25 protein-coding genes and 4 pseudogenes are annotated in these 25,349 nt (G+C 31.4%); 15 read left to right on the top strand and 14 right to left on the bottom strand.

The genetic code is table 11. The features are described from left to right. Window positions 1–384: 384 nt before the first annotated feature. From QRY57_RS01095 to QRY57_RS01085, 3 genes are all read right to left on the bottom strand, one after another. Window positions 385–1,392 carry a hypothetical protein gene (locus tag QRY57_RS01095; protein WP_286015110.1) on the bottom strand — a complete coding sequence of 336 codons (1,008 nt, stop codon included), beginning with the start codon at window positions 1,390–1,392 and terminating at the stop codon, window positions 385–387. A gap of 106 nt (window positions 1,393–1,498) precedes the next feature. After that, window positions 1,499–2,023 carry a hypothetical protein gene (locus QRY57_RS01090; RefSeq protein WP_286015109.1) on the bottom strand — a complete coding sequence of 175 codons (525 nt, stop codon included), beginning with the start codon at window positions 2,021–2,023 and terminating at the stop codon, window positions 1,499–1,501. Window positions 2,024–2,244: 221 nt separating this feature from the next. After that, a complete protein-coding gene (locus tag QRY57_RS01085) occupies window positions 2,245–2,823 on the bottom strand; it encodes a DUF3967 domain-containing protein (protein ID WP_208019172.1) in 579 nt (192 codons plus the stop codon). A 385-nt stretch (window positions 2,824–3,208) separates the two neighbouring features. Here QRY57_RS01085 and QRY57_RS01080 point away from each other — a divergent pair, with 385 nt between their 5' ends. Both QRY57_RS01080 and QRY57_RS01075 read left to right on the top strand, forming a co-directional pair. Further along, complete coding sequence (locus QRY57_RS01080; protein ID WP_286015108.1) at window positions 3,209–4,432, top strand: ParM/StbA family protein; 1,224 nt, start codon at window positions 3,209–3,211, stop codon at window positions 4,430–4,432. A 20-nt stretch (window positions 4,433–4,452) separates the two neighbouring features. Further along, window positions 4,453–4,809 carry a hypothetical protein gene (locus tag QRY57_RS01075; protein WP_208019174.1) on the top strand — a complete coding sequence of 119 codons (357 nt, stop codon included), beginning with the start codon at window positions 4,453–4,455 and terminating at the stop codon, window positions 4,807–4,809. 415 nt (window positions 4,810–5,224) lie between these two features. Here the strand turns inward: QRY57_RS01075 and QRY57_RS01070 are convergent, their stop codons facing one another. After that, complete coding sequence (locus QRY57_RS01070) at window positions 5,225–5,911, bottom strand: IS6 family transposase (protein WP_286015047.1); 687 nt, start codon at window positions 5,909–5,911, stop codon at window positions 5,225–5,227. A gap of 72 nt (window positions 5,912–5,983) precedes the next feature. Here QRY57_RS01070 and QRY57_RS01065 point away from each other — a divergent pair, with 72 nt between their 5' ends. After that, a complete protein-coding gene (locus QRY57_RS01065) occupies window positions 5,984–6,760 on the top strand; it encodes a CPBP family intramembrane glutamic endopeptidase (RefSeq protein ID WP_286015219.1) in 777 nt (258 codons plus the stop codon). 172 nt (window positions 6,761–6,932) lie between these two features. On the opposite strand, the gene QRY57_RS01060 is transcribed toward QRY57_RS01065, so the two are convergent. From QRY57_RS01060 to QRY57_RS01050, 3 genes and pseudogenes are all read right to left on the bottom strand, one after another. Beyond that, the gene (locus tag QRY57_RS01060) at window positions 6,933–7,106 is read right to left on the bottom strand and encodes a hypothetical protein (RefSeq protein WP_286015107.1); all 174 of its coding nucleotides are present in this window, start codon (window positions 7,104–7,106) and stop codon (window positions 6,933–6,935) included. Between the two features lie 547 nt (window positions 7,107–7,653). Next, window positions 7,654–8,598: a nucleoside hydrolase gene (locus tag QRY57_RS01055; RefSeq protein WP_286015106.1), complete on the bottom strand. Its 945-nt coding sequence runs from the start codon at window positions 8,596–8,598 to the stop codon at window positions 7,654–7,656. A 348-nt stretch (window positions 8,599–8,946) separates the two neighbouring features. Then, window positions 8,947–9,408: pseudogene (locus QRY57_RS01050) on the bottom strand (IS6 family transposase); the annotation flags it as partial. Here QRY57_RS01050 and QRY57_RS01045 point away from each other — a divergent pair. Next, window positions 9,409–9,557: pseudogene (locus tag QRY57_RS01045) on the top strand (IS6 family transposase); the annotation flags it as partial. A gap of 72 nt (window positions 9,558–9,629) precedes the next feature. On the opposite strand, the gene QRY57_RS01040 reads toward QRY57_RS01045, so the two are convergent. Then, entirely contained in the window at window positions 9,630–10,058 is a 429-nt protein-coding gene (locus tag QRY57_RS01040) for a hypothetical protein (RefSeq protein WP_286015105.1), read from the bottom strand. Window positions 10,059–10,540: 482 nt separating this feature from the next. Here QRY57_RS01040 and QRY57_RS01035 point away from each other — a divergent pair, with 482 nt between their 5' ends. The 3 genes from QRY57_RS01035 to QRY57_RS01025 all read left to right on the top strand — a co-directional run bounded on the left by QRY57_RS01035 (window position 10,541) and on the right by QRY57_RS01025 (window position 11,922). After that, entirely contained in the window at window positions 10,541–10,846 is a 306-nt protein-coding gene (locus QRY57_RS01035; protein ID WP_286015104.1) for a YjcN family protein, read from the top strand. Window positions 10,847–10,903: 57 nt separating this feature from the next. After that, window positions 10,904–11,341, top strand: a complete 438-nt coding sequence (locus tag QRY57_RS01030; protein ID WP_286015103.1) for a GNAT family N-acetyltransferase — start codon at window positions 10,904–10,906, stop codon at window positions 11,339–11,341. Window positions 11,342–11,553: 212 nt separating this feature from the next. Then, complete coding sequence (locus QRY57_RS01025; RefSeq protein WP_286015102.1) at window positions 11,554–11,922, top strand: hypothetical protein; 369 nt, start codon at window positions 11,554–11,556, stop codon at window positions 11,920–11,922. Window positions 11,923–13,801: 1,879 nt separating this feature from the next. On the opposite strand, the gene QRY57_RS01020 is transcribed toward QRY57_RS01025, so the two are convergent. Continuing rightward, window positions 13,802–14,008, bottom strand: a complete 207-nt coding sequence (locus QRY57_RS01020; protein ID WP_286015101.1) for a hypothetical protein — start codon at window positions 14,006–14,008, stop codon at window positions 13,802–13,804. Window positions 14,009–14,355: 347 nt separating this feature from the next. Then, on the bottom strand, window positions 14,356–14,535 hold the full coding sequence (locus QRY57_RS26960) for a hypothetical protein (protein ID WP_349775658.1): 180 nt from the start codon (window positions 14,533–14,535) through the stop codon (window positions 14,356–14,358). A 338-nt stretch (window positions 14,536–14,873) separates the two neighbouring features. Here QRY57_RS26960 and QRY57_RS01010 point away from each other — a divergent pair, with 338 nt between their 5' ends. From QRY57_RS01010 to QRY57_RS00995, 4 genes and pseudogenes are all read left to right on the top strand, one after another. Next, window positions 14,874–15,095, top strand: coding sequence for a hypothetical protein (locus QRY57_RS01010; protein WP_286015100.1), 222 nt, complete (start codon window positions 14,874–14,876; stop codon window positions 15,093–15,095). 372 nt (window positions 15,096–15,467) lie between these two features. Next, window positions 15,468–15,818, top strand: a complete 351-nt coding sequence (locus QRY57_RS01005; RefSeq protein ID WP_432804044.1) for an SH3 domain-containing protein — start codon at window positions 15,468–15,470, stop codon at window positions 15,816–15,818. A gap of 383 nt (window positions 15,819–16,201) precedes the next feature. Beyond that, window positions 16,202–16,711 carry a DinB family protein gene (locus tag QRY57_RS01000; RefSeq protein ID WP_286015098.1) on the top strand — a complete coding sequence of 170 codons (510 nt, stop codon included), beginning with the start codon at window positions 16,202–16,204 and terminating at the stop codon, window positions 16,709–16,711. 234 nt (window positions 16,712–16,945) lie between these two features. Beyond that, a pseudogene (locus QRY57_RS00995) lies at window positions 16,946–17,032 on the top strand (IS6 family transposase); the annotation flags it as partial. A gap of 186 nt (window positions 17,033–17,218) precedes the next feature. On the opposite strand, the gene QRY57_RS00990 reads toward QRY57_RS00995, so the two are convergent. Further along, window positions 17,219–18,535: a putative HlyD family type I secretion protein gene (locus QRY57_RS00990; protein ID WP_286015097.1), complete on the bottom strand. Its 1,317-nt coding sequence runs from the start codon at window positions 18,533–18,535 to the stop codon at window positions 17,219–17,221. Continuing rightward, window positions 18,528–20,792, bottom strand: a complete 2,265-nt coding sequence (locus QRY57_RS00985; protein WP_432804046.1) for a peptidase domain-containing ABC transporter — start codon at window positions 20,790–20,792, stop codon at window positions 18,528–18,530. Before QRY57_RS00985 ends, QRY57_RS00990 begins: the two co-directional genes overlap by 8 nt. A 127-nt stretch (window positions 20,793–20,919) precedes the next feature. Here QRY57_RS00985 and QRY57_RS00980 point away from each other — a divergent pair, with 127 nt between their 5' ends. Beyond that, window positions 20,920–21,135 carry a hypothetical protein gene (locus QRY57_RS00980; protein WP_286015095.1) on the top strand — a complete coding sequence of 72 codons (216 nt, stop codon included), beginning with the start codon at window positions 20,920–20,922 and terminating at the stop codon, window positions 21,133–21,135. A 123-nt stretch (window positions 21,136–21,258) separates the two neighbouring features. Continuing rightward, window positions 21,259–21,963 (top strand): CPBP family intramembrane glutamic endopeptidase, encoded by a 705-nt coding sequence (locus QRY57_RS00975; protein ID WP_286015094.1) that lies wholly within the window; start codon window positions 21,259–21,261, stop codon window positions 21,961–21,963. A gap of 216 nt (window positions 21,964–22,179) precedes the next feature. Here QRY57_RS00975 and QRY57_RS00970 read toward each other — a convergent pair whose 3' ends face one another. Further along, on the bottom strand, window positions 22,180–23,673 hold the full coding sequence (locus tag QRY57_RS00970) for a peptide MFS transporter (RefSeq protein WP_286015093.1): 1,494 nt from the start codon (window positions 23,671–23,673) through the stop codon (window positions 22,180–22,182). Window positions 23,674–23,893: 220 nt separating this feature from the next. Between QRY57_RS00970 and QRY57_RS00965 the strand changes: the two genes are divergently transcribed. After that, window positions 23,894–24,052, top strand: a complete 159-nt coding sequence (locus tag QRY57_RS00965; RefSeq protein ID WP_286015092.1) for a hypothetical protein — start codon at window positions 23,894–23,896, stop codon at window positions 24,050–24,052. A gap of 160 nt (window positions 24,053–24,212) precedes the next feature. On the opposite strand, the gene QRY57_RS00960 is transcribed toward QRY57_RS00965, so the two are convergent. Then, window positions 24,213–24,419: a hypothetical protein gene (locus tag QRY57_RS00960; RefSeq protein ID WP_286015091.1), complete on the bottom strand. Its 207-nt coding sequence runs from the start codon at window positions 24,417–24,419 to the stop codon at window positions 24,213–24,215. A gap of 291 nt (window positions 24,420–24,710) precedes the next feature. Between QRY57_RS00960 and QRY57_RS00955 the strand changes: the two are divergent. Next, a pseudogene (locus tag QRY57_RS00955) lies at window positions 24,711–25,199 on the top strand (IS6 family transposase); the annotation flags it as partial. Between the last annotated feature and the right edge of the window lie 150 nt (window positions 25,200–25,349).

Raw genomic sequence — 25,349 nt, 5'->3', positions numbered from 1 at the left:
ACTTATTTACTCACAGATTAACCTTGAAATTTACTAAGATAGAACCTTAAATCGCTTGGTATAGTTAGCCTAACATCTCTAAAATAGATTCTAATGTTTATAATAGTTCTATTTTTTTAAACAAGATTTAATAAATATAGTATTCTATATCTAAAAGGCCACAACATAGATATTTTCTTTATTTAGCGTTATGGTTTTAATACTATTCATAATACTATATGTATAATTGTGGATTTGAAATGAAGTTTGATTTTATAAATAAAAAAACTCACCCGTCTTGAAAAAAGATTGTTCAAAACGGGTAAGTTATGTTTTAGTATGAATTTAGAAACATCGTAACTTTATTATAAAGCTACAATTTTACAAATTGAATTACATGCTATGCTATTGCGATTTGGAGTCAAAATATTTCTTTATATATTCTTCAATAGTACCGCTTTCCTTCATATCTTTAGATTCCATCCACCCTTCATAGCTCCTCGTGTTTCCTTTGTAGGTGAAATATATAGTAAATTTTTTGTTTTGTAGTTCTTCATTAACCCAAGTGACTACCTTGGTTAAATCCTCGATTAGCTTTGGATTGTCTTTATATTGCAACATACCTTCATGAAAATCTAGGGTTACATTATAAGCGGGGCAGTCCCCATTTTCGGTATATGAACAAACAATTTCCTTGAATACAAAACTTTCACTTTGAGTTTCTTTTACTTTGTCTTGTAATTGTGTTTGAATCAAATATGTCCAGTAATCTTTTGAAGCGTTTTTCATTGTTAGTAGCAGTTCCTCTTTCGTTGTACTTTCTTGTACATTTCTAAAAGAAAGACCTGTATACTCACCTTTATTATCCCTTATTTCTAGTTGTGTTATTTTTTTATTATTCTTTTGAATAAGTTGTAATAAAGCAAATAGCCGATCTAATTCTGTCGATTCAAATTGACTATAATCAATCTTATTACTAGATTTTAAAGTTAATAACAACTCATTCGTTGGTGTTTCAGTCGTACCCCCGTCATCAACAATAACATATTGAATAGCATTTTCCTCATCAAACTCTGAATAACCTAACTTTTCGATTTCTTTCAAAATAGGTTTGAATTTTTTATACTCTTCATATGCATTTTTACCATATTCGTATTCATCACCTTTTATTGTAGAATAAAAGAAACCATTCACTTCCACTCGGAATTGAAAATGTTTGTTGTCTTTTACTCGAACAGTATGATAGGTATGTCCCATATTCCCTGAATGTATTCCTCCCCAGTCCTTTACAACAACATCGATCTCATGCTTGTTTTTTATATATTTTTTTACTTCCTTTTCATTTTCGTAATTGCAACCACTCAACAACACTAAACTTACAACTAACAACATTATGTATTTAATTATTTTCACTATCAATTCCTCTTTACTATGTAATTTTTCTTCATTAGACACTAAGGTATAACTATTGTTGCTTTAAAATAAAGTTTGATCAGAAATATTGAATATACCAATGATTTCAATCATATATTCCCCATTCAAACAAAAAGTAATGGCTATCAGATTGTCCGAATATATAATCATAAACATATCCCTTTTGTACTTGTATTATTTCAATATGATTCAATCTAATTAAGAGTTCTTTAACAACCTGCTCTGGTGCGTTCACATCAGTTAAATCCCTTTTAAATCTACTTATAAAATCATCTTTGTTTACTAACTCTATGCTAGTACATACTCTTGAATAATATGCATTAATCCAGAAACTTTTCAATGCTGTTAACCATTGTTTATCTGAGGGGGCTGGCTCATCACTAATATCCCATTCTTCTCCATCGAACAATTCCTTTTTAAATATTGCAGAAAACGCCTCTTGAATATTATCAAATTGACCCTTTTGGGCGAATATTAAGTCTACTTGCATTGCGTATTCATCCCTAAATTCATATACGTCAAATAATAAATTTGACAACCTTACAGTTGCAATTTGTTTGGCAAATAAATTGAGATCATCAAACAATTCTTGAATTTCTTTATTGATCATATTCCTCACCCTTTCTTCCTAAAATTTTGATATTTTGATTATTGATGTTTAAAACAACCATTTATATCTATTGTATAATCATTTCAAATATCAACGGAGTTATTTAATAAGTTAATTTGCATTTTTCGTGATTATTTGGGAAGACATATCCAATTCATAAAAAAAGTAGGGAAGCTTGTAAAAACATACAAGCTTCCCTACTTTTTTACGTATTATTTAAGTTATTTTTTAAATAGTTTAGCGAACCATGATTTTTCTTGTTGAGTAGATGCAACTAACTTCTTAGTTTCTTGAATTTCACGAATTACTTCTAATAGCTGTTGATCTCTGTTATTTATTTTCCCATCAATATTCTTGTGTTGTTCATCAACCTTATTCAGTAACATTTGATTAGTTTGTTCTAAATGGTCTATACGCTTTAAAAGTTCCATATTCATAGCTTTTTGTTCTTGAAAATATATAGAAACCTCTTTCATACTTTCATACATCGTCTGAATAATTGGCTTCGTTATTTCGTCGTCTTCATCACTCTCTTCTACTACAATGTAATCCACATTTTGTTTTAACATCTGTTCTATTATTTCTGGTGGCTCTTGTGAATCTTTCATATTAGCAATTAATTTAAAAAGCTCTAATGCTTCCTGTTCATATCTCAGTGTCCTTCCCTTCGTCCCAGCGACGGTTGGTAAATATGGTTTAAATTGATCCCGCCAGGCCTGAAGAGTTGTACGTGGCCTCCCAAGCATCCTTGCTATATCTGCAAGGGAATATGTTTTCTTATAGGGTTCTTCCCTATCCATTCCATCGTCCTCCCCTCATCGTTATTTGTTGTTATCGATGTCCGACATGTTGTCATTGCATTGTTATTGATTATCATCCATGTCGGTCATGTTGTCATTACATAGTTATTGTTCATCATTTATGTCGGTCATGTTGTTGTTTTACTGTTATTCATCATCATTTATGTCTGACATATCGGCGTCTAACTGTTATATGTCTTATTCGTTTGAAAGAAGGTATTTCCTTGTTTATTTTGAATCTCTTAAGTATAAAGAATAATTAAATAATGAGTACGATTCAAGTCGTACTCATTATTTAAAGTGTTCTTATTTTTGATTAAATATGCTAAAGCATAATCAAAAGTAGCACTTAAGTCGTACTTAATGTATAAAGGGGGAATTATAAATGCAAATTGGAAGAAAAGTAGCAGATTTCGGAAATAGTTTTAATAATTTCATGATTGATGGTTATTATATTGAACTTGCAACGAATGTAGTTAAAATTTCAAAGAAACAAGCTGAGGATTTACTTGTTGATCGTATTTCTAGACCAGAAGATTTACTAGATAGATTACTAATTTCCACTGAAATCGAAGGTGAAGAGTCTTTCTATTTAGTTGGGCAATTAGCTGAAGATAATCAGTTGGCAAACTCACATGTAAATAAGATGCACGATAAAATTAATAGTCCTATCCCATACGTAAGTTTTTTAGGAGCAATTGCATATTACCATGCCCTTAACGCTGAGCAAGAAGATAATGAAGTTGAAATTGAACACATGAGTATGATGCTTCCAATTTGGCTTTTAAAACGCGAAGAGAAATTTAGCATTGCCCATAAAAAAATGGAAGGAAGATTTATCGGTGAACATAAAGTTAAAGTGTTAACACCAGGAATGGAGAAAGAACTAACTATTACAGTCAATTCAGCAAAATGTAGAAATGAATCAGAAGTTGCTAGACATTCTTTAAAATATAAAATGGTTTCAAAAGATCAGAATACAAATGTAATTAGTATTGAAAAGCGATATGAGTCTGAGAGATTCGATGACTATGAAGTAGTTTTAACTGACATTGGTGGCGGTTCTACAGATGCTGTACGATTAGGTAAAGGACTTACTACACCTAAGCACAGAGATTCTTTCCAAGTTATTGATATTGAGCCATTTTTAGGATACCTAGAACGCTTTAGAAAAGAAAAATTGATTCAATACTTTAAGGATCTAAGAACATTAGAGAAATTTATAGTTAATAATTATAAAGTACAAAAGTATGTACTATCGAATAAAAATACTGGTGAAGAATATGATTTTACAAATGAAATTGTAGAGGCACTGAAAGAATATGCAAGAATTTTAGTTGCTAAAATTCTTGATGTATTCATCCCATCTAGTACGAATACAGTATTGAAATTCATTTATATCGGAGGTGAAGCACCCGTTTTAGAGCCATACATCCGTCTCGCTTTATTAACTCATATGTCTGAAATGGCTGCTAAAAACAATCACTTCTTCTTGAACGATATTATTCAAAATAGCGACAAAGAAGTATTTGCTCCAACTTCACGGACAATTAATCTAACTGCATTAGAATTAAAAGTAATTGATGAAATGAAGGGACAGTTAGCTTAAAATAAAGGGACGTGCTAATAATGGCTAAAAATAGAAAAATGGCATTACATGCTGATAATATGCCTGAAGATGTATATAGGATCCTTAATGAAAGAGCTAATAGTAGACAATTAACAGCATTTGTTGTTGAACTGGTACAAAATGAAAAACGTTATGAGCAACTACTACAAAAATTAGATCATGTAGAACAGAGATTAAATCTTTTAGATACAGTTGAAAATAAATTGGATCTTCTACTTACTAATGGATTTGTTCCCACGCAGAAACAAGAAGATTTAAGAATGGAAGAGCCTGTACTCCATGAAGGTAAAATTATTGATGCTAGGGAAGTAATTGGTGGGATTTCTGAAGAAGATAATGAGGAAATAGATTTTTGATTATTACGAGTATGGGGTGACAGTAATGTGATTCATTCTATACCTTGTAAACCTGCATTACTACCTTATAAAATTGAATTATAACAAGAATAAAGCCGTTTAAAAGTAATGAAGCAAAAACAACTAGACGTATTATAACATGATGGAGTGCTTACTTATTAGAGAAAGCACTCCATTTTTCATTTTACACACGGATTTTTGGCGAAAACCTTGCAATTATAAAATTAAAAATACAAGAGGTGAGATGATGGAAGCACCAGTAAGCAAAGAAAAACAGAATCCTAAGATTGTGAACTACCCGCCACTTAGTAGCTCTTACGAGCTTACTTGAAGTGGGGGCTTCTCGGTTAGTCGTTACGGTTCTGTTGCAAAGTTTGAAAAAGCATAAACAGGTTGAGTAAATGAGGAACAATATTTAGGAAGTAGCTAGTAATTGTTGAAGTTCATTGTACGTTGAAAAGGCGGAGTCTCTTTGAAGACTTCGCCTTTGTTTATATAGAGCATGAATGGTCTCGATACCTTTTATCGTACGTGAAGCATGACGAAAATTTTGAAATCCTGCAGATTTGGCAAAACGTCTCTTTACATGCCTGTGATCCTGTTCAATAAGGTTGTTTAAATGTTTGATTGTACAATGAATTGTAGTTTGATAAAATCCTTGTTTTCTTAATTTGTTAAATGCACAAAGTAATGCCGGCGCTTTGTCTGTAGTGAGAACCGTTGGTTCTCCAAAATGTTTTACTAATCTTTTCATGAAGGCATAGGCAGCCTGATGGTCCCGTTTTTTACGAAGTTGAATATCCAATGTGTTTCCATCCTTATCAATTGCACGATAGAGATAACGCCACTCTCCCTTAACTTTGATATAAGTCTCATCCAAATGCCAAGATAGTTGTGCAGATTTATTTTTCACTGTCCATATTTGATAGATGAGATTGCCATATTCATGAACCCATCGCATTATGGTTGTAGGGTGAACTGAAATACCACGTTCTTTCAGAATTTCAGAGACATCGCGATAACTTAAAGAAAAACGGCAGTAGTAGCCGACGGCTATTAAAATAATATCTTTCTTGAATTGTTTTCCTTTAAAATATCTCATGCCTAATTCCCCTAGATCCTGTTTTCTAGAGTGTAACTTCATGTAGGAAACTTTGCAACAGAACCAACCAACATTATTTTTTGGCCACTTTTTCTTCTTGTAGGAGTCACCAAGTTATTAGATTTTCCAACGTGGATTTTTGATGTAATGCTTTGTATATCAGCTTGGTCTTCCATTTTTGCTTTTGTGTTGCTATTTAAAAAACTCTATCCTGGACAGAGTTTTATTCGATTCGTAAAAGATAGATTTAAAAATAAACTTAGTTTCCCTATAGTTCTTACTGTAAGTATGATTCAAATAATTATATTTTTGATGATGTTGTTTCTCGTGTCGATTAACAGTGAAGCAAACTCGATTTTTAATAGAACTACATGGGGCGTGTTAATTTATTACTTTGTTAAAACTATTGTGGCTGAACCACTAGGAGAAGAATTAGGGTGGAGAGGTTTTGCATTAATGGAGCTTCAAAAAAAATATTCGCCATTAAAATCTTCAATAATTATTGGTTTTTGGTGGGGAATGTGGCATTTACCTATATGGTTTACTACAGGTTTTACAGGCAGTAATTTAATCAAATATATTTTGTTTTTTATGATTGCAATTATATCTACTACAATTATCATGACAGCATTTTATAATTTAAATCGAAATTTAATTATCCCCATAATCATCCACTTTTTCTTTAATTTATTTATTGGCATAATAAATGGAAAATTAATTGAATTAATTATGTATAATGCAATTTTTTATTTGATAGTTGCGATTTTAATTATAATTATAAATCCAAAGAAGATATTATACGGGAATAAAATTACAAAATTTATTAATGAAGAACAGGATTTGATTTAGTAATAGTTTTTACAATTTTTTTATGTATGTTCTATACGAGGTACCGCCAGCATTTTGGAAAAAAACACGCTAAGCAAAAAATACAGAAAGCCGTCCAACTGATGTACACCTCCAATTGTTATTCGTGTCTAACAATTGGGGTGCACATCAAAAAGTCGTCTTTTATTTTGTGTTACAATTTATATGGATTATTAGGGATTTTCTTTTCTTTTTGTATCTGTAGTATTAACTGTTTTTTCTTTTCTTCAATCAATACAATCTTTTTAAAAGTTAATAATGAAGCTATTTGTAGTAAAACATAATATATTTTTAAATCAAAACTACTATTTGCAATAATATGATCCATTACTTATGATAAACCTCCCTATTTTATAAACAAAAAATTACTTAGTTCTAATTGTAATTATATATTATCAATATTAGGTATAGGTTTCTATTCAAAATATATACTTCACTAATTAACATAATCTCACTTATTGAAGTGGATGATATAAACTATTAAATTCTCAAAAAAAACTGGGTTCTTTTAGCTTACGAAAGGAAGTATTTAGCATCCAGAAGTATGTATCCTATGAAAGTTAAGAGGAGAACAAGAGTAAAAAAGATTGTTTTTTGCGTTTTACTTCTATTTTTAAACCATGCCCATCTTTTGCTCTCATCCTCTAACCAAAAGTAATCAACCACAAGAAATAAAAGAACAATTAAGAAATAGAAAAAGATTTTCAGTATAATCATCTCCTTTATTATCCATAGATACACACACTTCTTTTTACTTCCATTTTATAAAAAATTATCTCTTATAAAAAGATAAACTTTTTTATTTTTCTACTATTGGAGTAACACCCCATCGCTATCAAGCTAGCAAAACATCCCCTTATATATAAGATTTTTCACTAAAATAGGTCGCCAGTCATTACAGTCATAAACTCTTTAAAAAACTGTTCATAATTCATTTGTATTGCAATCCTATGTTTTGGACGATTACCGAATGTTTCTGGTTCAAAAGTAGATCTAAAATCTCCTATACTTTGTCCTCGTATAGTATCAAGTATATTAACCGTCACTGCTGATTGATGATACGTAAAAATATCATCACGATTAATCGCAATCAAAGTGAGCGCATCATGAACCGGGCTACCTTGTATTCCAGGAACTTTTTTTTGATAAAATTGATAATAGTAATAGTCTAAAAGAGGCTTTAAAAACTTAGTTTTTCCTTTAGAGTGAATAAAATTGACCATTTCTGGTGTTACGATAGCGGATTGTGTAACATTCAAAGGATAAATTGATAGATTCTTTGCATATCTCATTACAATATTGGCCGCTACAGGATCGCCATAAAAGTTAGCTTCGGCAATGGGAGTAACATTTCCTGGATATAGAAAAGCTCCTCCCATAATATAATAAGAATGTACATATTCCATCACATACCCATAAAGGAGAAATAAAGTTGCAAGTGAAGTTAGTCTTCCGGTATTCACGATAATAAGTTCATTTTTATACTGCTTAATAAGTGTAAGAACCTCAAAAAAATTCTCAAATGTTTGAAGCTCTAGTCCTGGGTAAATGGGCCCTATCCCAAATTTACCGTGAACTTCTGGATAAAAAGTTTCAGCTTCTGAAGACATGGAATGCTCCGCCCCACCAAAAACTTTTATATATTCTTTTCCTACACTTTTAAGTAAAAAGCGAACATTTCTAACAACTTCAGCTTTAGGTACGTTCCCATAGTCTGCAACAATTCCTATAACATCAATTTTATCTGTCAAATGCGCATATATGATAGCTATCGTATCGTCAATTCCAAAATCTCCAAAAAACAGTACTTTTTTCCCCATACAATGTGCTCCTTAATTTTCCTAGTTTTTAAAACGGATTATAATTATGTATCGTAGTATAAGATTGTTCCCATGTCTTTTTGTAGTACTGTGTATGAATGAATTCATCTAGTTAACATACACTTTCGTTAATAATGAACAAATTCCTTTTGTATGAAATGAAATAGTATGTAATTACGGTTCTGGTGCAAGAAGTCTAGTAAACTTGGACATACTGATACTAGTACTCTAAAAAGGACGTGATCAGTATGGAAAAGCAAAATTTGTTCAAGTGGAAACATTATCGGTTCTGGTGCAAAAATCATTTGATAGAGGCATAGAAACCTGCATAGACTGTTTAATGGTAGATTATGATACAATTCCAAATAATCTATGTATGAATCTAACTTCATTTTGTGCAGACTTCGCCTGTAAGTGAAGTTGTCCTTTTTTCATCATATGCATGGTTTCAACGCCACTCAATATAGAAGTGGCTGTTTCATATGACTTGAATCCTAACATAGAACGTACACGTTTCTTAATGAAACGGTGATCTTGCTCCACTATATTATTGAGATATTTAACTTGCCTTAGTTGTATGCCTTCAGGCATACGTTTCTCTTCTTTTAATTCTTGAATTGCTACAGGATAGGCAGGGTTCTTATCTACTGTTATTACGCGAGGTTTACAAATATGAGAAGCAGCCAAGGCTTTCTTGAAAAAGCGCTTGGCTGCTTGTTTATCTCTTGATTCACTTAGATAAAAATCAATGGTATTTCCGTCTGAATCGACTGCGCGATATAAATACATCCATTGCCCTTTTACTTTCACTTAGGAATGAAATCACTTCGTACAGCTAATTGCATTTTAGGTGGCGCCGAAGCTATGCATATGATGAGAAAAGGGCAACTTCACCAAAGGTGAAGTCTGCCCGAAATGAAGCTGAATTCATTCATAAATTGTTTGGATTAGCTGTTTAACCTCTCAGTTAACAGAACATTGCCGTTCTATGTTTCTGGTAAAGTATTTTTGCACCAGAACCCACACACGTATTATTCTATATGAGCAAATTTAACTTTATTTGGATCTACCTTTGCATTTATAACTTTGACCTTTACGGAATAGGTAGCTTCTTCTAGAGAATTTATAGGGGCTGAAAATGGTTGAAAAGCTGAATGCTTATGATTAGGAATAGTGGCACTTGTTACATATGATAGATCACCTATTAAATTATAAAACTCAAATACTACACGGCTTGGTTCTTGTTCATTAGATGAACTTACATCAGCAATCCCAATAAAAATATTAAAATAAGGGTAATATCTTATGGCATCCCCATCATAAAGCCAACACTCACTTTCATTTATGGATGATTTTTCATTGTTAATTTGAGCGGAAACTGTATTCTGCACAGGACTATGAAATACACTAAAAACTAGAAATCCTATACTCATTACCGGAATAAGAATTCTTTTTTTCATTTCAACCACTCCTTTAATTACATTTTTTAACAATTTTATGGTAATCATTTTCTTCTAAAGTGTAAATAGTTATTTTTTTATTGGAATAGTCAAAAGTGCTGTGACGATAATATGCCATTATGTTAACTTGACATGTATAGGATATACAAACAAATGCCCACAATAATCCCCCCTATAAATGGTATAATAGGGAAAAGGAGGGTGTTTCTTGACAGGGATATTTGTAATACTTGGTTTATTGATCGTCACCTTAGTAGACTATGCGATGTTTCATCATGAAAGCAGTCGTTGGGAATGGTTCAACAAGAAAAGCAAGGCATCACGTATTGGCATCTTGAGCATTATATTTGGTATACTATTTGTCTTAAATATTCTAATTTCTATATAGCAAGCAAATCCCTCTCTAAACAGGGAGGGATTTGCTGTATTTAGAAATATAGGTCTCTTACTTAGTTTTTACAATGTCAAAAGGAGAAAATTAATTGAGAAAGAAAACGCCCTATATAATCTTAATCCTATTCATGTTCTCATCGTTATACATTTATTTACACAGCACGCCAATTCATGCCATTCGTACTGCTATATTTTTTACTGGTCACCCAATAAAAGCATTCCAAGGAAAAATTAAAAAAATGGAAGATATGAATCATCAGGTTATAAAATACGATGGTAAAACCTTTTACTGGATTCCTGAATTTCAGGTTCGGAGTACCCGTATTGACGTATTAACTGCCTCTGTTGAGAAAAAAAGTTTCCTGTATAAAGTAACGCTTGGAAACAACCCCTAAAACTAAAAAGGTATTAACTTCCGCTAACGTGCGTTATGTAAAAAAAAGGGGGGGAATATGATTAAACAAGCTAGTAAAAATGATCTGAATGAAATTCTAGCAAAATCAGATAATGCTCTATACGAAGGAACGGCCAAGACCTTTAAACCTACACAAGAACGAGTAAAAGAGATTGTACAAACAACATTAGAACAAGGAGCATACTACCTAGTATCCAAAGATGATGACGACTTAAAAGGATGGATTCTAATTGGTAGTGGTAAAGATTATTTTTCACAAGAAAATGTAGGATTCATTTACGAATTATACATTTTACCAGAGTATCGTGGTCAAAAACTTTCAAAGAAATTGATGAAGGCAGGTATAGATGAATTATCTTTAAAAGGACATAAAGAAATACGATTAAATGTTCATGCAAAGAACTTTGCAAGAGAATTATATAAAGAATTTGGCTTTGTAGATCGACAAATTTCAATGAGTTTAAACTGTAAATAATGAACTTCTGATAACAAGAATTATATGAACACTAAAGTCCCCCAATTAAACAATCTGGAGGACTTTTAATAGTCTTCTAAATACATTGAACCCCGATAATAAGGTGTTATGTTAACAGAGCATGTATAGAATATACAGGTTTTTAAGATAGGTTTTCCAATAAGCAATCACGAACTATTAATAAAGAAAATTTCACTTTAAGGAGGAACTTAATGAAATTAAAGATATTTTTCATAAGTTTATTAGTAATATTCAGTATAGCATGCGTATTCTTAGTACAAAAAAGGGATGTCATTTTTCAAGAAGGAAATCCAATACCATTCGCAATTGCTATGTCAAAGATGATCCTTACAGATAAAAATATAATGGAAGTACAAACTGACGATACTCCCTATACCCATTTAGTAAAACAAGGGGAACTAGAGCCCTATATTGAAATGAGAGAAAAAAATGGATGGGAATTTTCGGAAAGAGATATATACGCAAATTCTCTAACTTTCCAAAAAGGAAATATGACAGAGAGCGTTTCTTACAGATATTTCACACGATATTATACAATCATTGATTCACAATATGAATAGATACATTAACTTCCACTTTCGATCATTATGTAAATGAGCTGTCCATATGGGCAGCTTATTGTATTTTTTGCTTAGCGTATATTTTCGTTAAAATGTGGGTGGTACGCCTTTACTAATTTGTTCTTTCCTGTTGCAGAATCCTTATTATATATAAGGATTCCTTTTTTTGTTACAAATCCACAAAAAAAGGATAAGATCGGAGAGGATGATCTTATCTTAAGCATAAGAGAAAAACAAGTGCCACAAACCATCTTAATTTTTATGATATTATATTTTATGTTAATTTTCGATATAAAACCCACATTTAACATCTATATCAATATTGAGAAATTTATTACAAAATTAGTTATAAATGATTCAAAATGCGAAAGTAAACTTTTACCCAAAAGTTTACATTGGTAGTTTTCTAGATTTTAAATAAAAATAAGCCCATTGTTTAATGGGCTTGTCTATTATTTGTATGTTAGGACATTTATTTTTTAATAAATTAATGAATTTTTCTTCTTTTTTGGTACATAAACTGTCTCTAATTTTTGGTTATTTAAGATTGTTTAAAAGATTAGTTACCATTTTAGGAGTTTCTTTATTAAGTTTTAATCCTTGTGTGGACTTCTCATTTGTATCTTTAGTTATAATAATTTGATTGTTATTTTCATTCCAAACTAAAAATTCTTCTTTAGAATCATCTTTAAATGTAACTGTCATATTAGAACAAACTGATTTTTTTCTTTTTGTTTTTTCAAATTTATTTTCTCAGATGTACTATTTTGGATTGCTTTATTAAATTCTTTTATTAGGTCTTCGTTGTATGTTTCTGATTTGGAAATTTTATTATCTTCTACTCTAGTTAATTTTATCTCTGATATTTATTTTTTAATTGATAAAACTGAATCTTCATAATTTTTTACTTGCTTTGATGCTGAGGAATTTGTTTTCTCGATTGTATTTGAACACCCAATTAAACCTAAAGAAACTATGATAACAGAACATAAATATGGAATTTTTTTCATATTTCTCATCCCTTGTTTTAAATTATATCAGTTAAATTGAGGAGAACAAGGAAATTATGAATGTATCTGTATATTCTTCAATATGAAAGTAAATTTCTAAGTAAAAGTTTACTTTCGTATTTATAATAAATAAAAAGCACCTTTTAATGTTTTAAAAATGCTTTAACTTGATGTTGATGTGACGGAACCTCGAGTATGTAGAAATTTAAAAAAGTCCCTTAATCATGCTAAAGGGACTTTGCTCACACAAATGATCTGCACATCAATTCATCTTTGAGATACAGATCATTTGTATGATAATTTTTATAAGTAATTACTGAATAATAAACTTACATTACTGCTTTTAAAAGTTCTTGAACCATTGGAATTAATCCACCTACAAATTTCAAAACTGCCATTGCAATTTCCATATTATTTCCTCCTCTTATGTTTTTACTAAGATGTGATTTATCTTTATGCTTTTATTATAGTAAGCGCTTACATTTTTATCAATACATTCTTATATGCAATATTACATATTTAGATAAGGTCAGTGAAATATCACATTTTCTTATTAAGGCATGTATTGGGATAACACCACAACGCCATCAAGCCAATGAAAATAAATACCCCATAACAAATATTTTGTTAAGTTAATGGATGTGTAGCATGACCCCATAAATAAAAAAGATAAGACCGGGAACTAGGTCTTATCTATGGCATAAGGAGAAACAAACAGGGTGGTAACCATCACTTTTTCATTATATTGCATTAACTTTTGAATTTGAATATCATAACCCAAAATGGTTCTAATAACCATATTGAGAAATTTATTACTAACTTTGATTATCCTAAATAATAAAAAGATCCTTGTTAGAAACAAGACTTTTTCACACAATTGTATATCTGCTATCTTCTGAAATACATAAATTGGCTGTATCAATTTTTACATGACATTTCCCAAATCTTCGCTTGATTTCTGATTTCAATTTCTCGTTTGCTTCCTCTAAAGAACGTGCTGGAATAATTGCGGATTGTAAACTTCTCTCCCTGCCACCATACATCACTGAAAAATCAATTTCATACCGATGTATCATGGTTCCCCTCACTTCCTCTCTTTTGGAATCATTTTGACTACTCGAACAAAAGATAAATACCTATACGTAACAAAATATATGCAATAGCTTCTGGAAAATTGTCCATTCCCCTCTTAATTCTTCCAAAAACCATATGAACCTCCTAACGAACTGAATAAGAAATGAAATCCTACTTGATACCACATGTATTAGAAGATCCTGTAAAGTCCATTACAAATAAATTTGAGAAGTCATTTTCTTTGAAAGGGCAACTTTTTTTGTCTGTAATCATACAAAAACTGTTTTCCAACACATGCAATGGAAAATCCAGTTACAAAAGATGCTGCACTTATTCTCACTAAGCGCTGTCAATGATTTTCTTGTAAGTAGTTATCAGCAAGATACATACAAATAACGGTCCAAATAATAATTAAAAACCCATACTCATCATATTTTCCTTTTTCCAATTTTGTTTGTTGAAACGGATATACTTGGATAAACAAAAAAGCTATCAGCAAAACTGACAGCCCAATTCCCAATACAATCATCCTTTATCGTCCCATTTCTACTCGATCAAATCCCTTCATAACGCTTCTGTAACAATTGCTCTCTCCCATCTCAAACTTCAACGAAAACAAAGAAATTAATTTTCGGATGAATTTTCTCTAATAGGGGTACAGACCCATATCCATCAAGCTAAGAAATCAAGTTACCCCTAAAACAAAAAATCTCACTTCTTATTTGAAAAAAGATAAGAAGTAAGATTTTTTTGGGATACTACCAATAATGAGATGTTATGTTAACCGGTCATGTATGGAACATACATCCAATTTTTATAACAAATCACTTCTCCCGAATGATACAATCAAGGAAGAGGAGGATTATTATGAAAAAACATCGTTTTAGAAATCTACTTTTATGTTTTACAGCTCTTTTAGTGTTACCTGCTTGTCAAAAGTACAACGGTAAGTTAGAACAGTGGGGTAGCACTGTTGACACTGTTGATACAGCTAAACTAAAAAGAAATAACATTCCGTATGAAATAAAAGATGGTAAAGTATATATTCCCGAAGATGCCTTTAGCGATGCTACACTGTGTTGTACATAAGCAATGATGCAAACCCCTTTCTAAAAGAGAGGGGTTTGCTGTAACATAAAAAACAGGGAGGGATATAGTCATGGCAAATGTCAATCCAATTGGTATTGTTATACTGATAGGATTTATTCTTCTGTTAGTTTTAGCCGTTAAACGAATCAAGAGCAAATGGTTTTCAAAATGATATACAAATCCCTTTATCTGAACAAATCAGTAACTTCCAATAACGAATATTATGTAAAAGAAAAGTCCCTTCAGTAAAGGGAATTTTTTAAGTTTCTAGATATAGTGACTGCTGATAAGTGGGATTATGTTAACTTGATGTATATAGGATAAGTAATCTTTTAGTTATGATAAAGTACTAAATAAAAGGGGGAGATGTATGTGGATTATAAGGTAATTCAAAAGCATGAAAGTAATTATCCAAATCCTATTTCATTAAAAAAGGGAGAGATTATAAAAATAGAAAACAAATATGAAGGTCCTGAAAACTGGGATAATTGGGTATATTGTTATACAAAAGAAACTGAGGGCTGGGTTCCAGAACAAATTATAAATAATGAGGGCAAATCGGCTTTTGTATTAGAAGATTATATAGCTAAAGAACTTAATGTTGAAGAAAGAGAAATCATTTCAGAAATTAAGGAACTAAATGGTTGGTTATGGTGTCAAAGAAAAACTAACGATGAAAAAGGTTGGCTACCTAAAAGTAAATTAAAGGTGTTAGATGAGTGACACAAACTCTTAATTTATGAATTATTGAATGTATATGTAGCTTTGAAATAAAGTCACGGTGCTTATAAAAAAGTCACGATGTTTTGCCCCTTTGGATTTGTTTATCTAAAGGGGGGGTTATAGTGAAAAGAAGATTTGAACTGAAAGGCAGATTAAGGAACCGTTGAGTAGCAATAAAGCTACTCTACTAAAGGGCCAGATTGTGGAATAAAAAGGGAGGGATTTCTAAGAGTGAAGAGAATACAGGGGATATGCTCTTAGCCAAGTGACATGGAAGTTAGGGAGTAAGCAGGCATAATCTCAAAAAGCATGGATTCCACTGCCGGCATTTGTCAGTAAAGTTACTTTACCATATTCAATGAAAGATGGAGGAGGAATTTTTGATGAAAAAACATCATGCAATACAGTTGTATGATTATCATGTTTGGGCGAACAACAAATTTTTCGGAAGATTGAAGGAATTGCCACAGGAAATTTATAATCGGGAACTTCAAAGTATTTTTCCCACGATTGCAGAGACTCTCGTTCATATTTATACGGCAGATACAATTTGGCTTGGTGTGATGCATGAAAAAAGTATGGATGAGATTCAAGCTTCCATCGCTCAGGCACAAGAGAAGACAAAGAATAAGGGTTTTGAGGAAATGAAAATGTTGTTTCATCATTTGTCACAGGAGTATCAAGAATTTCTTAACACTGAAAGTGATTTGGATAAAGAGATTTTCCCTGAACATCCTAAATTCGGACGTTTAGATACTCATCTTTCCGAATTGGTTCAGCATGTAGTCAACCACGGGACGTATCATCGTGGAAATCTTTCGGCGATGATACGTCAACAGGGTTACCCAAGTGTACCTACTGATTATGTTTTCTATCTTTATGAAATCAGCTAAACAAAATAGTTTTTTGTTTAAATTCAGTCTGAAGATGATAAAGAAAATATTTTTTCACAAACGGGCGCGATTGTGGAACAACATAGGTAGAAATGACCAAACTTTTTTATAAAAACCAAATTTAAATCTGCTGGAGAAGAATCCATTTTGATCAATCTTTTTTAAAATAGATTCTTTTTATTTATCGTAAAACTTGGGATTGCGAGGTATTTTTGTTCAAACTTTATTTCAAAGCTACAAAAAGAACAGATTGATTTACGAGACCCGTCTGTCCAAAATCAGAAAGAATTCATCCATCACTTGTTTGGGCTAACAGTATAAAATACAATTCCGCTAGAAATATATGCGCTATATTCTCTTTTATTTTATCTTTGCACCAGAACCATGGATAAGAATGTATAAAAAACAGAGAAAAGAAGAAAAAATAAAACTAAAAACATAAGGAAAAGGAGGGAGAGTGCTTTGCGCTCTCCCTCTTTTGTCAACAGCCCCAATTAGTTGGATTTTTTATTTCGAAATGAAGTCTAATTTTCTTAATAAAAATCTCCATATAGGTTCTGATCCTGTTACAACAGAAGCTTTTCCAATCACTCCAGAAGGTAAAGATTGACTTTCTTTTAAATTAATTGTTCCTTCTAATTCATACATATATGATTTTGAATCTTTATCAAAAATGGGATGCGCAGAAATATAAGAGACATATCCAACTTGTTGATTAGATTGATTTAATTGAAAGGAATATTGTATTTTATCCCCTTTATTTATCCCTTTTACTTCTTCTGGCGATAACAATAATTTTACTTTTTTACCAGATTCTTTCGGGACCAAAAAAGCAATCTCTTGTCCAGGCTCTATCAAATTACCCTCTTGTAGTATATTTGAAAATTGAATAGTACCATCTATATGAGCTTTTATATTCATTGTATCATTCTGATGTTTAATAGTATCTAATTCTTGTCTTTTAGCCAAAATATCTTGCTCAATAGTTTCAATTCGTTCATTAATATCAATAATAAAACTTTGCTGATATTGTTTTAAAGCTTGCTTTTTTTGTGTTTGCTTTTCTTCTTTTACCTGTTTTATTTTTTGCCTTTCTTTTTCAAGGTACTCTTTTCTTTGTTCTATTCTTTTCTTTAAATTATTTTGTTGTGAACGCGCTAAATCGATTTGTTCTATAATAACTTCCGTATCTTCTTTTGAAATCTGTTCTTTATTTTTTTTCTTATTCAAAGAGTCAATTTCTCTTTGTATACTCTCATCTTCTGCTATTAATGACTGTAAATCATCATCCAGTCTATCTTCAACACTATTCTCAACTATAGCATTCAATTCTAATTCCTTTTCACTATCTAATAATTTATATCCTTGTTCATATGCACTATATTCATCTCGAACTTTATCATCTTCGTTACTGTTAGAAAAAAGAGGCTTATTATTAGACACACTCTCTTTTAATTCGATAAGCATATTTTTTTTTGATTCCAAATGTAAAACGATGGAATTCAATTTATTTTGTTCATCTACTAATTCTTGGTTTTTAGTCTGAAGAATGGTATCTCCTTTTTTTACATAATCACCAGAATGAACAGCAACATGACTTACTACTCCTCCAAGATGACTTTGAACCATACTTGCTTCTTTTTTCCCCTGTATAATAGCCGATCCTTTACTTACAATATCTATTTTTCCAAAATAGGCCCAAAGACAAAAACCAATAAGAAACGCAATTAGTAATCCTAAAAACAAGTTAATAAAACGCGGAGGTTTTTTTTCTAACAATTCAACACTATCTGTTAGTTGTTCAAAAGTATAAACTTTATTCATGTTGACCTCCTGGCATCATAAGAAACGATTCCTCAATATATTCTGTATGTATCGTTTGATTCTTCCACAGACGATAATATTCGCCTTTGTTTGATAACAACTCTTTATGCGAGCCTTCCTCAATAATAGAGCCTTGATGCATTACAAAAATTTGATCTGCATGTTGAATTGTACTTAAACGATGTGCAATCATAATAACCGTTACTCCTTCATTTCCTAATTCTTTTAACATATCTGTGATATGTTTTTCAGTAGTAGAATCCAAGTTACTTGTTGCTTCATCTAAAATTAATATATCAGGGTTTTTTAATAGTGCTCTTGCAATAGCCAATCTTTGTTTTTGCCCACCAGACAAGTTAGAACCATTCTCTTCTAATACAGTTTCATATCTTAACGGTAATTCACTTATAAAATTATGCGCACAAGCTTTTTTTGTAGCCTGAATCACAACATCTAATGAAATTTGATGCTCTACACCAAAACATAAATTATCATAAATTGTTCCACTAAAGAAAAATGATTCTTGTGATACATAAGCAATTCGTTCACGTAGAGCTTTCCGATTAATCTCTTTTATATGGTAGTCATCATAAAAAATATCTCCTTGTTGAGGTGTGTAATAATACATCAATAGCTTTGAAATTGTTGTTTTACCAGAACCACTCTCTCCTACAAAAGCAATTTGATTACCCTGTTCAATAGAAAAACTAAGATTATTTAAAATATTTCCCCTCGTACCATATCGGAAAGAAACATTTCGACATTCAATGTTTCCAGATAAATATGTAGGCGATACTTTTCTGTGCTCATTCTCGTCTTCCTCTAAATCCAACTCAAAAATTTCATTCAATCGTTCTGCTGCAACAATAGCTGATTGCATTTTAGGTTGTAAGTCAATTAAATTTTCAATTGGATCTAAAAAATAGATTAATAAAGCATTAAATGTAATTAATTCACCGATTGTCATATTTCCCTTTAATACTTGAGTAGCCCCTACCCAGAGAATAACAACACCACCGAGTAGCTCGAGTATCATTCGAATTGAAGATTGTAAATTATCAAGTTTTCCTAAACAAAATCCATATTCTAAGAATTTTATAAATCGTTTCTCAACTTGAAAGAAAACTTCTTTTTCAGCATTATAGGATTTGATAGTTCCCATTCCACTAAGCGATTCTATCATATAAGAGTTCAAATTCGCACCACTCTCCATAACTTTGCGATTAAGAACTTCATATGACTTACGAAACACAAAAACAATTATCACATAAAACGGAACTAGTAAAAGAGTAACCAGAAATAACGATAGATTTTTTGTTAGTAATACACAGGTACCAAAAAGAATCATCAAAATATCAATTACTAGTGTTATAGCTGTTGTAGATAGCACTTCATGAACCCTACCAGCATCTGAAAAACGTGAGATAATTTCCCCTACTTTTCTAGTTTCAAAGAAATTAATTGGCAACTTAATAACATGCCGATAGTACCCAAGCATAAGTTGTATGTCAATTCGGCGGCCAAAATATAAAATTAAGTGCGTTCTAAAATAAGATAATAGAACTTTAAAAATATACAGAACAATCATTCCTACTGAAATGATATGCAACGTTTTTAGTGATTGATTAGGTACAATGTCATCAATTAGTAACTGAAAATAAAATACCCCTATAAACCCAAATAAATTAAGAAATATGGAGGCAAAAAATAAAGGTACTAACAAATTCAACTGTGGTTTCAACAAACTTAAAAACTGAGAAAATGCTCCTTTAGATGCTTTTTCTTTTTTGAAATACTTTCCTGGTTGCAGTAAGACTAGAACTCCTGTCCATAGATCATCAAAGCTCTCTATATTATAAGTAATCAGACCTTTATCAGGATCAGCAATGAATATTTTATCTCTTTTAATTTTATAAACCACCACATAATGCATTACACCTTCTTCAGTGATTATATGAGCGATAGCTGGTAAAGGAATTTCTTTTATTACACTTGTATCAGTTACTTTTACTCCTCTGGCATCAAAGCCTAATTGTTCAGAAGCTTCTAACAAGCCTTTTATGTTTGTCCCCTGTAAATCTGTTCCTGCAACTTCCCTAACTTTAGAGATAGACATAGTAAACCCATAATATTTAGAAATCATGGCTAGGCATGCTGGACCACAATCTTTTAAATCAGATTGCCTAATAAATGGAAATTTTTTTCTGTTCAATAAATACCCCTTCTTTCTGAAATATAAAAATATGTAAATATGCATATTTTTATAAAAAAGTAAAAATCTTCTAGACATAGCGCATCACATTTATATATAATACAATAAACCGGTTAATTTTCATATTCGAATATTTAATTTTTCAAAAAAACTGATAAGGGGTATACAATTTATGAAACTTAAATTACAAGATTTAACACAAGAAGAAATGCTAAACATTGATGGTGGTAAAGGTAAGGGTAAAGGTAAAGGTAAAAAAGGTGGATCAAAATGGGGAGACTATATCGATTACGGCATTGAAGCTGGAAAATGGATTTACAACAACGCTGGTTCAGCAGGGCAAGTTGATGCTCGATATAAACATGGTGCACCTGGAAGAAAATTTTAATATTTAAAATATACGACCTTAGCGAGTATCCGCTAAGGTCTTTATTTTAAATATTAAAATTCAACTATATCTTATTTTAAGTTATAATGAAGCTTAAAATAAAATATAAAGGATCTAACATTTATGACTAATTTACAAAATAAAAATCTGATTTCATTGAAACAATTTATTTTAGGAGCACTACTAATATTGATGTTTGCACCATTTCTTTTTGAGCTATTATTAAAAATAGTATTCTCATTACATTTTACCGAACAATCATTTGATAATCATGACAGTTTAGAAATAACAAAAAATTTCTTATTAACTCTTTCTATACTTTTATTTTCCATTTATTACATTTTCACACGTAAATCTTTTTATAATCTAATATTATCTACGCTTAATATTAAATCACTAAATCAAGGTAAGACATATGTATATATATTGATTGCAAATATATTTGTTGTTTTATCGGGTAAAACAACAGATCTCATCTCGAATGATTCAGCAAATATACAAGCAACATATCTAGGCATAGACACATTGTCCGAACAATCTTTTATCATATACATAATTGCTATATCAACACATGTATTAATCGGACCTGTTTTAGAAGAAATTCTATATCGTGGAATTATTCTTAGATTTTTAGAAATTAAGTATTCTTTTTTTGCTGGGTTGATGATATCCAGTTTATTATTTGGTTTAGCTCATAACTATGACTTTGCATTCATTATTTTTGCAATTCTAATGGGTATAATTTATGGTTTACTCTATAAGAAAACTAATTCAATAATTCCAGTAATAATTGGACATATAACTTACAATTTATATACATTTATATAATCGTAATCAAGGAAAAGACGCATTATTTAAAATTATATTTCGCAAGATTATAAGTGCGAGAATTTTATATAACAATAGAACGATTATTACTTAAATGTTCCATACATGCCCTAACTTTAATTTTATTGTTTATATTTTTAGGGGATCATGCTATCAAATGCTAAAAAAAGATGTGCACACAAGATTGTTATACAACACTCTTGTGGCACATCTTTTTTAGTGGATACCTTTCATAAGTTCTTTAATTTTAGGTGCCATAAAATATAAAATAATACTTAAAATGATTGATAATCCACCAATTGCACCGAAATAAATAATTTCTGTCTCTGGAGTATACAAACGAACTAGTTGAGCATTTATAGCTTGTGCAGCAGCACTAGTTAAGAACCATAGACTCATTGTTTGAGCAGAGAAAGCAGCTGGTGCTAACTTTGTTGTAATTGATAAACCTACTGGTGATAAGCAAAGTTCCCCGATTACTACTAAGAGGAAGCTAATCACTAACCACATAGGACTTACTAGAGATTCTGTACCATGGATATAAGCAGGAATAATCATAACTAAGAATGATAAACCAGCAAATAATAAACCTATAGCAAATTTATTCGCTGTACTAGGTTGACGTGTATTAAGCTTTACCCACAACCAAGCAAATACTGGTGCCAATAAAACGACATAAATAGGATTTAATGATTGGAACCATGAAGATTGAAGTTCCAATCCTGCAAATTTTAACTGAGTACGTTGATCAGCATATGAAGCTAAGATAATAGCCCCTTGTTCTTGAATAGCCCAGAACATTGTAGCAGCAATAAATAATGGTATGTACGCGATCAGACGAGATTTTTCAACTTCTGTAGTTTTTGGACTACGATACATAAAAATAAAGTAACAAGTTGGGATAACAATGCCTAAGATACTGACTAATAAAATAAAACGATTGATAGTTAAAATACCTGTTGGTATCGTTGCAAGACATACTAGTAATATAGCTACTATACCAATACTAAACTGTTTAATTACTTTCTTTCTTTCACTGCCTGTTAAAGGGTTTGGTACTTGTGTTCCTGCTAAACCAAGATTTTTCTTTTGTGTAAGAACAAAGATGATTAATCCTAGCAGCATACCAATTGCAGCAACACCAAAACCTAGATGGAAATTATACTGTTGACCTAGTGTACCTACAATAAAAGGAGATAAAAATGCCCCTAAGTTAATTCCCATATAGAAAATACTGAATCCTGAGTCCCGACGTGTATCTGTTTCACTATATAAATCACCAACAATGCTAGATACGTTCGGTTTTAATAAACCTGTCCCAAGGACTAAAAATACCATAGAGATGAATAACATACTAACAGTACCAGGTAGTGCTAAAATAAGGTGGCCTATCATAATTAAAACCCCACCCCAAAAAACAGTTCTACTTGACCCTAGTAGACGATCGGCAACCCAGCCACCAATAATACCAGACATGTAAACTAGCGATCCATAGATGGCCATAATTGATGCAGCAGTTGCATGATCCATCCCTAGTCCGCCTTTTGAAATTGCATAATACATATAATAAAGTAATATGGCTCTCATGCCATAGTAAGAGAACCTCTCCCAAAACTCTGTAAAGAATAACGTGAACAGACCCTTAGGATGTCCAAAAAAACCTTTTTGCGGAATAGTCTGAAGGATGCTTTTTTTGTCTAGTTTCCTCATAACGATAATCTCCTTTTATTTATATAGATAGATTTATGCTGTTTTAGTATAACTGAAGAATTAGAAAAATAAAATAAATATTTACTTCGTTAATTATGTGATTTTTAATAAAATACTAAATTTTTATTTTTATATAATATCATTATAATTGAAATTAACGATAAGTTACTTAATCTATAAAATACATAAACGTTCACATAATTGTAGGAGGGTTTAGGAGTTGCAAATGCAAGCAGTTGCTATAGAAGATATTTATCAAGAAATATTAGATGAAAAAAGAAGTAGATTTTCTGCAAATGCTACTGTTAGTATTGTAGGTTTAATTCATTGTAGCTTCTTTATTTTCTTCCGACAGAAGACTCCTTCCTCAAAAATGTGAAGGTGCGCAACACCAATTTTAGGTTGGTTAACGTATGTATATTTAATTAGTTAAACTTTTTTATAAAAACGGAAAATCACCGCGTGGAATAGTGTGGCGTACTTAACGAAATATGATTGTCACACATAAGAAAAAGCCTTGCTGTATAAACAAGACTTTTTCATACAATCGTATATTTGCTATCCTCTGAAACATATAAATTGGCCGTATCAATTCTCACATGACATTTCCCGAATCGTCGCTTGACTTCTGATTTCAATTTCTCGTTTGCTTCCTCTAAAGAACGTGCTGGAATGATTGCGGATTGTAAACCTCTTTCCTTGCCACCATACATCACTGAAAAATCTATTTCATACTGATGTATCATGTTTCCCTCACTTCCCTTCTTTTGAAATCACTTTGTCCATTCAAATGAAAGATTAATACCAATACATAACTGAATATATGCAATATCTTCTAAAAAATGTCTATCATTCTCTTGTTTCTTCAAAAATCCATATGACCCTTCTAACAAATTGAATAAGAAAAAATCTTGAGGATTAATGCAGTCACCCTGTCGCTAGGTCGATTCTGGTGCAAAAAAACGAAGCCGCTTGCAAGTAATCTTCTAAACTTGGACATACTGATACTAGTACTCTAAAAAAGGTGCGTGATCAGTATGGAAAAGCGAAATTTATTCAAGTGGAAGCATTATCATCATGATATTATTTTGCAAACAGTAAGATGGTACCTACGATACAACTTGAGCTTTCGTGATTTGATGGAAATGATGAAGGAACGGGGCTTATCTATTTCTCATACCACGATTATGCGTTGGGTTCATCAGTATGGCCCTGAATTGGACAAACGAATTCGTGGTCACCTCAAGCAAACCAATGACTCCTGGAGAGTTGATGAAACATATATAAAAGTTAAAGGGCAATGGATGTACCTGTACCGTGCTGTTGATTCGAAAGGAAACACAATCGATTTTTGGCTAAGCAAAACAAGAGACCAAAAGGCTGCAAAGCGCTTTTTCAAGAAAGCTTTGCAGTCTTTTCATGTTTCAAAGCCACGTGTTATAACAGTCGATAAGAATCCGGCTTATCCTATAGCAATTGAACAGTTGAAAAAAGAAAACATACTAAGATTAGTAGTGCAGGCCAAGGCATTGGTTCGCACTACTATTTTTTATATAGTAGAAGTGAAGAATGGGTCGTGTATGCTTTAGGATTCCGAATCCGTAAAAAAAACTGACCTTCTTCACTTACCTTATTTGAATCAGTTTTTAGTATGTTGGTCCTCGAGATCGTGTATA

The organism is Bacillus arachidis (genome assembly GCF_030285945.1).
In the GTDB taxonomy this organism is placed as follows: Bacteria; Bacillota; Bacilli; order Bacillales; family Bacillaceae_G; genus Bacillus_A; species Bacillus_A arachidis.
The sequence above is the reverse complement of the archived record's forward strand: the minus strand, read 5'-3'. Positions and strand labels throughout refer to the sequence as shown.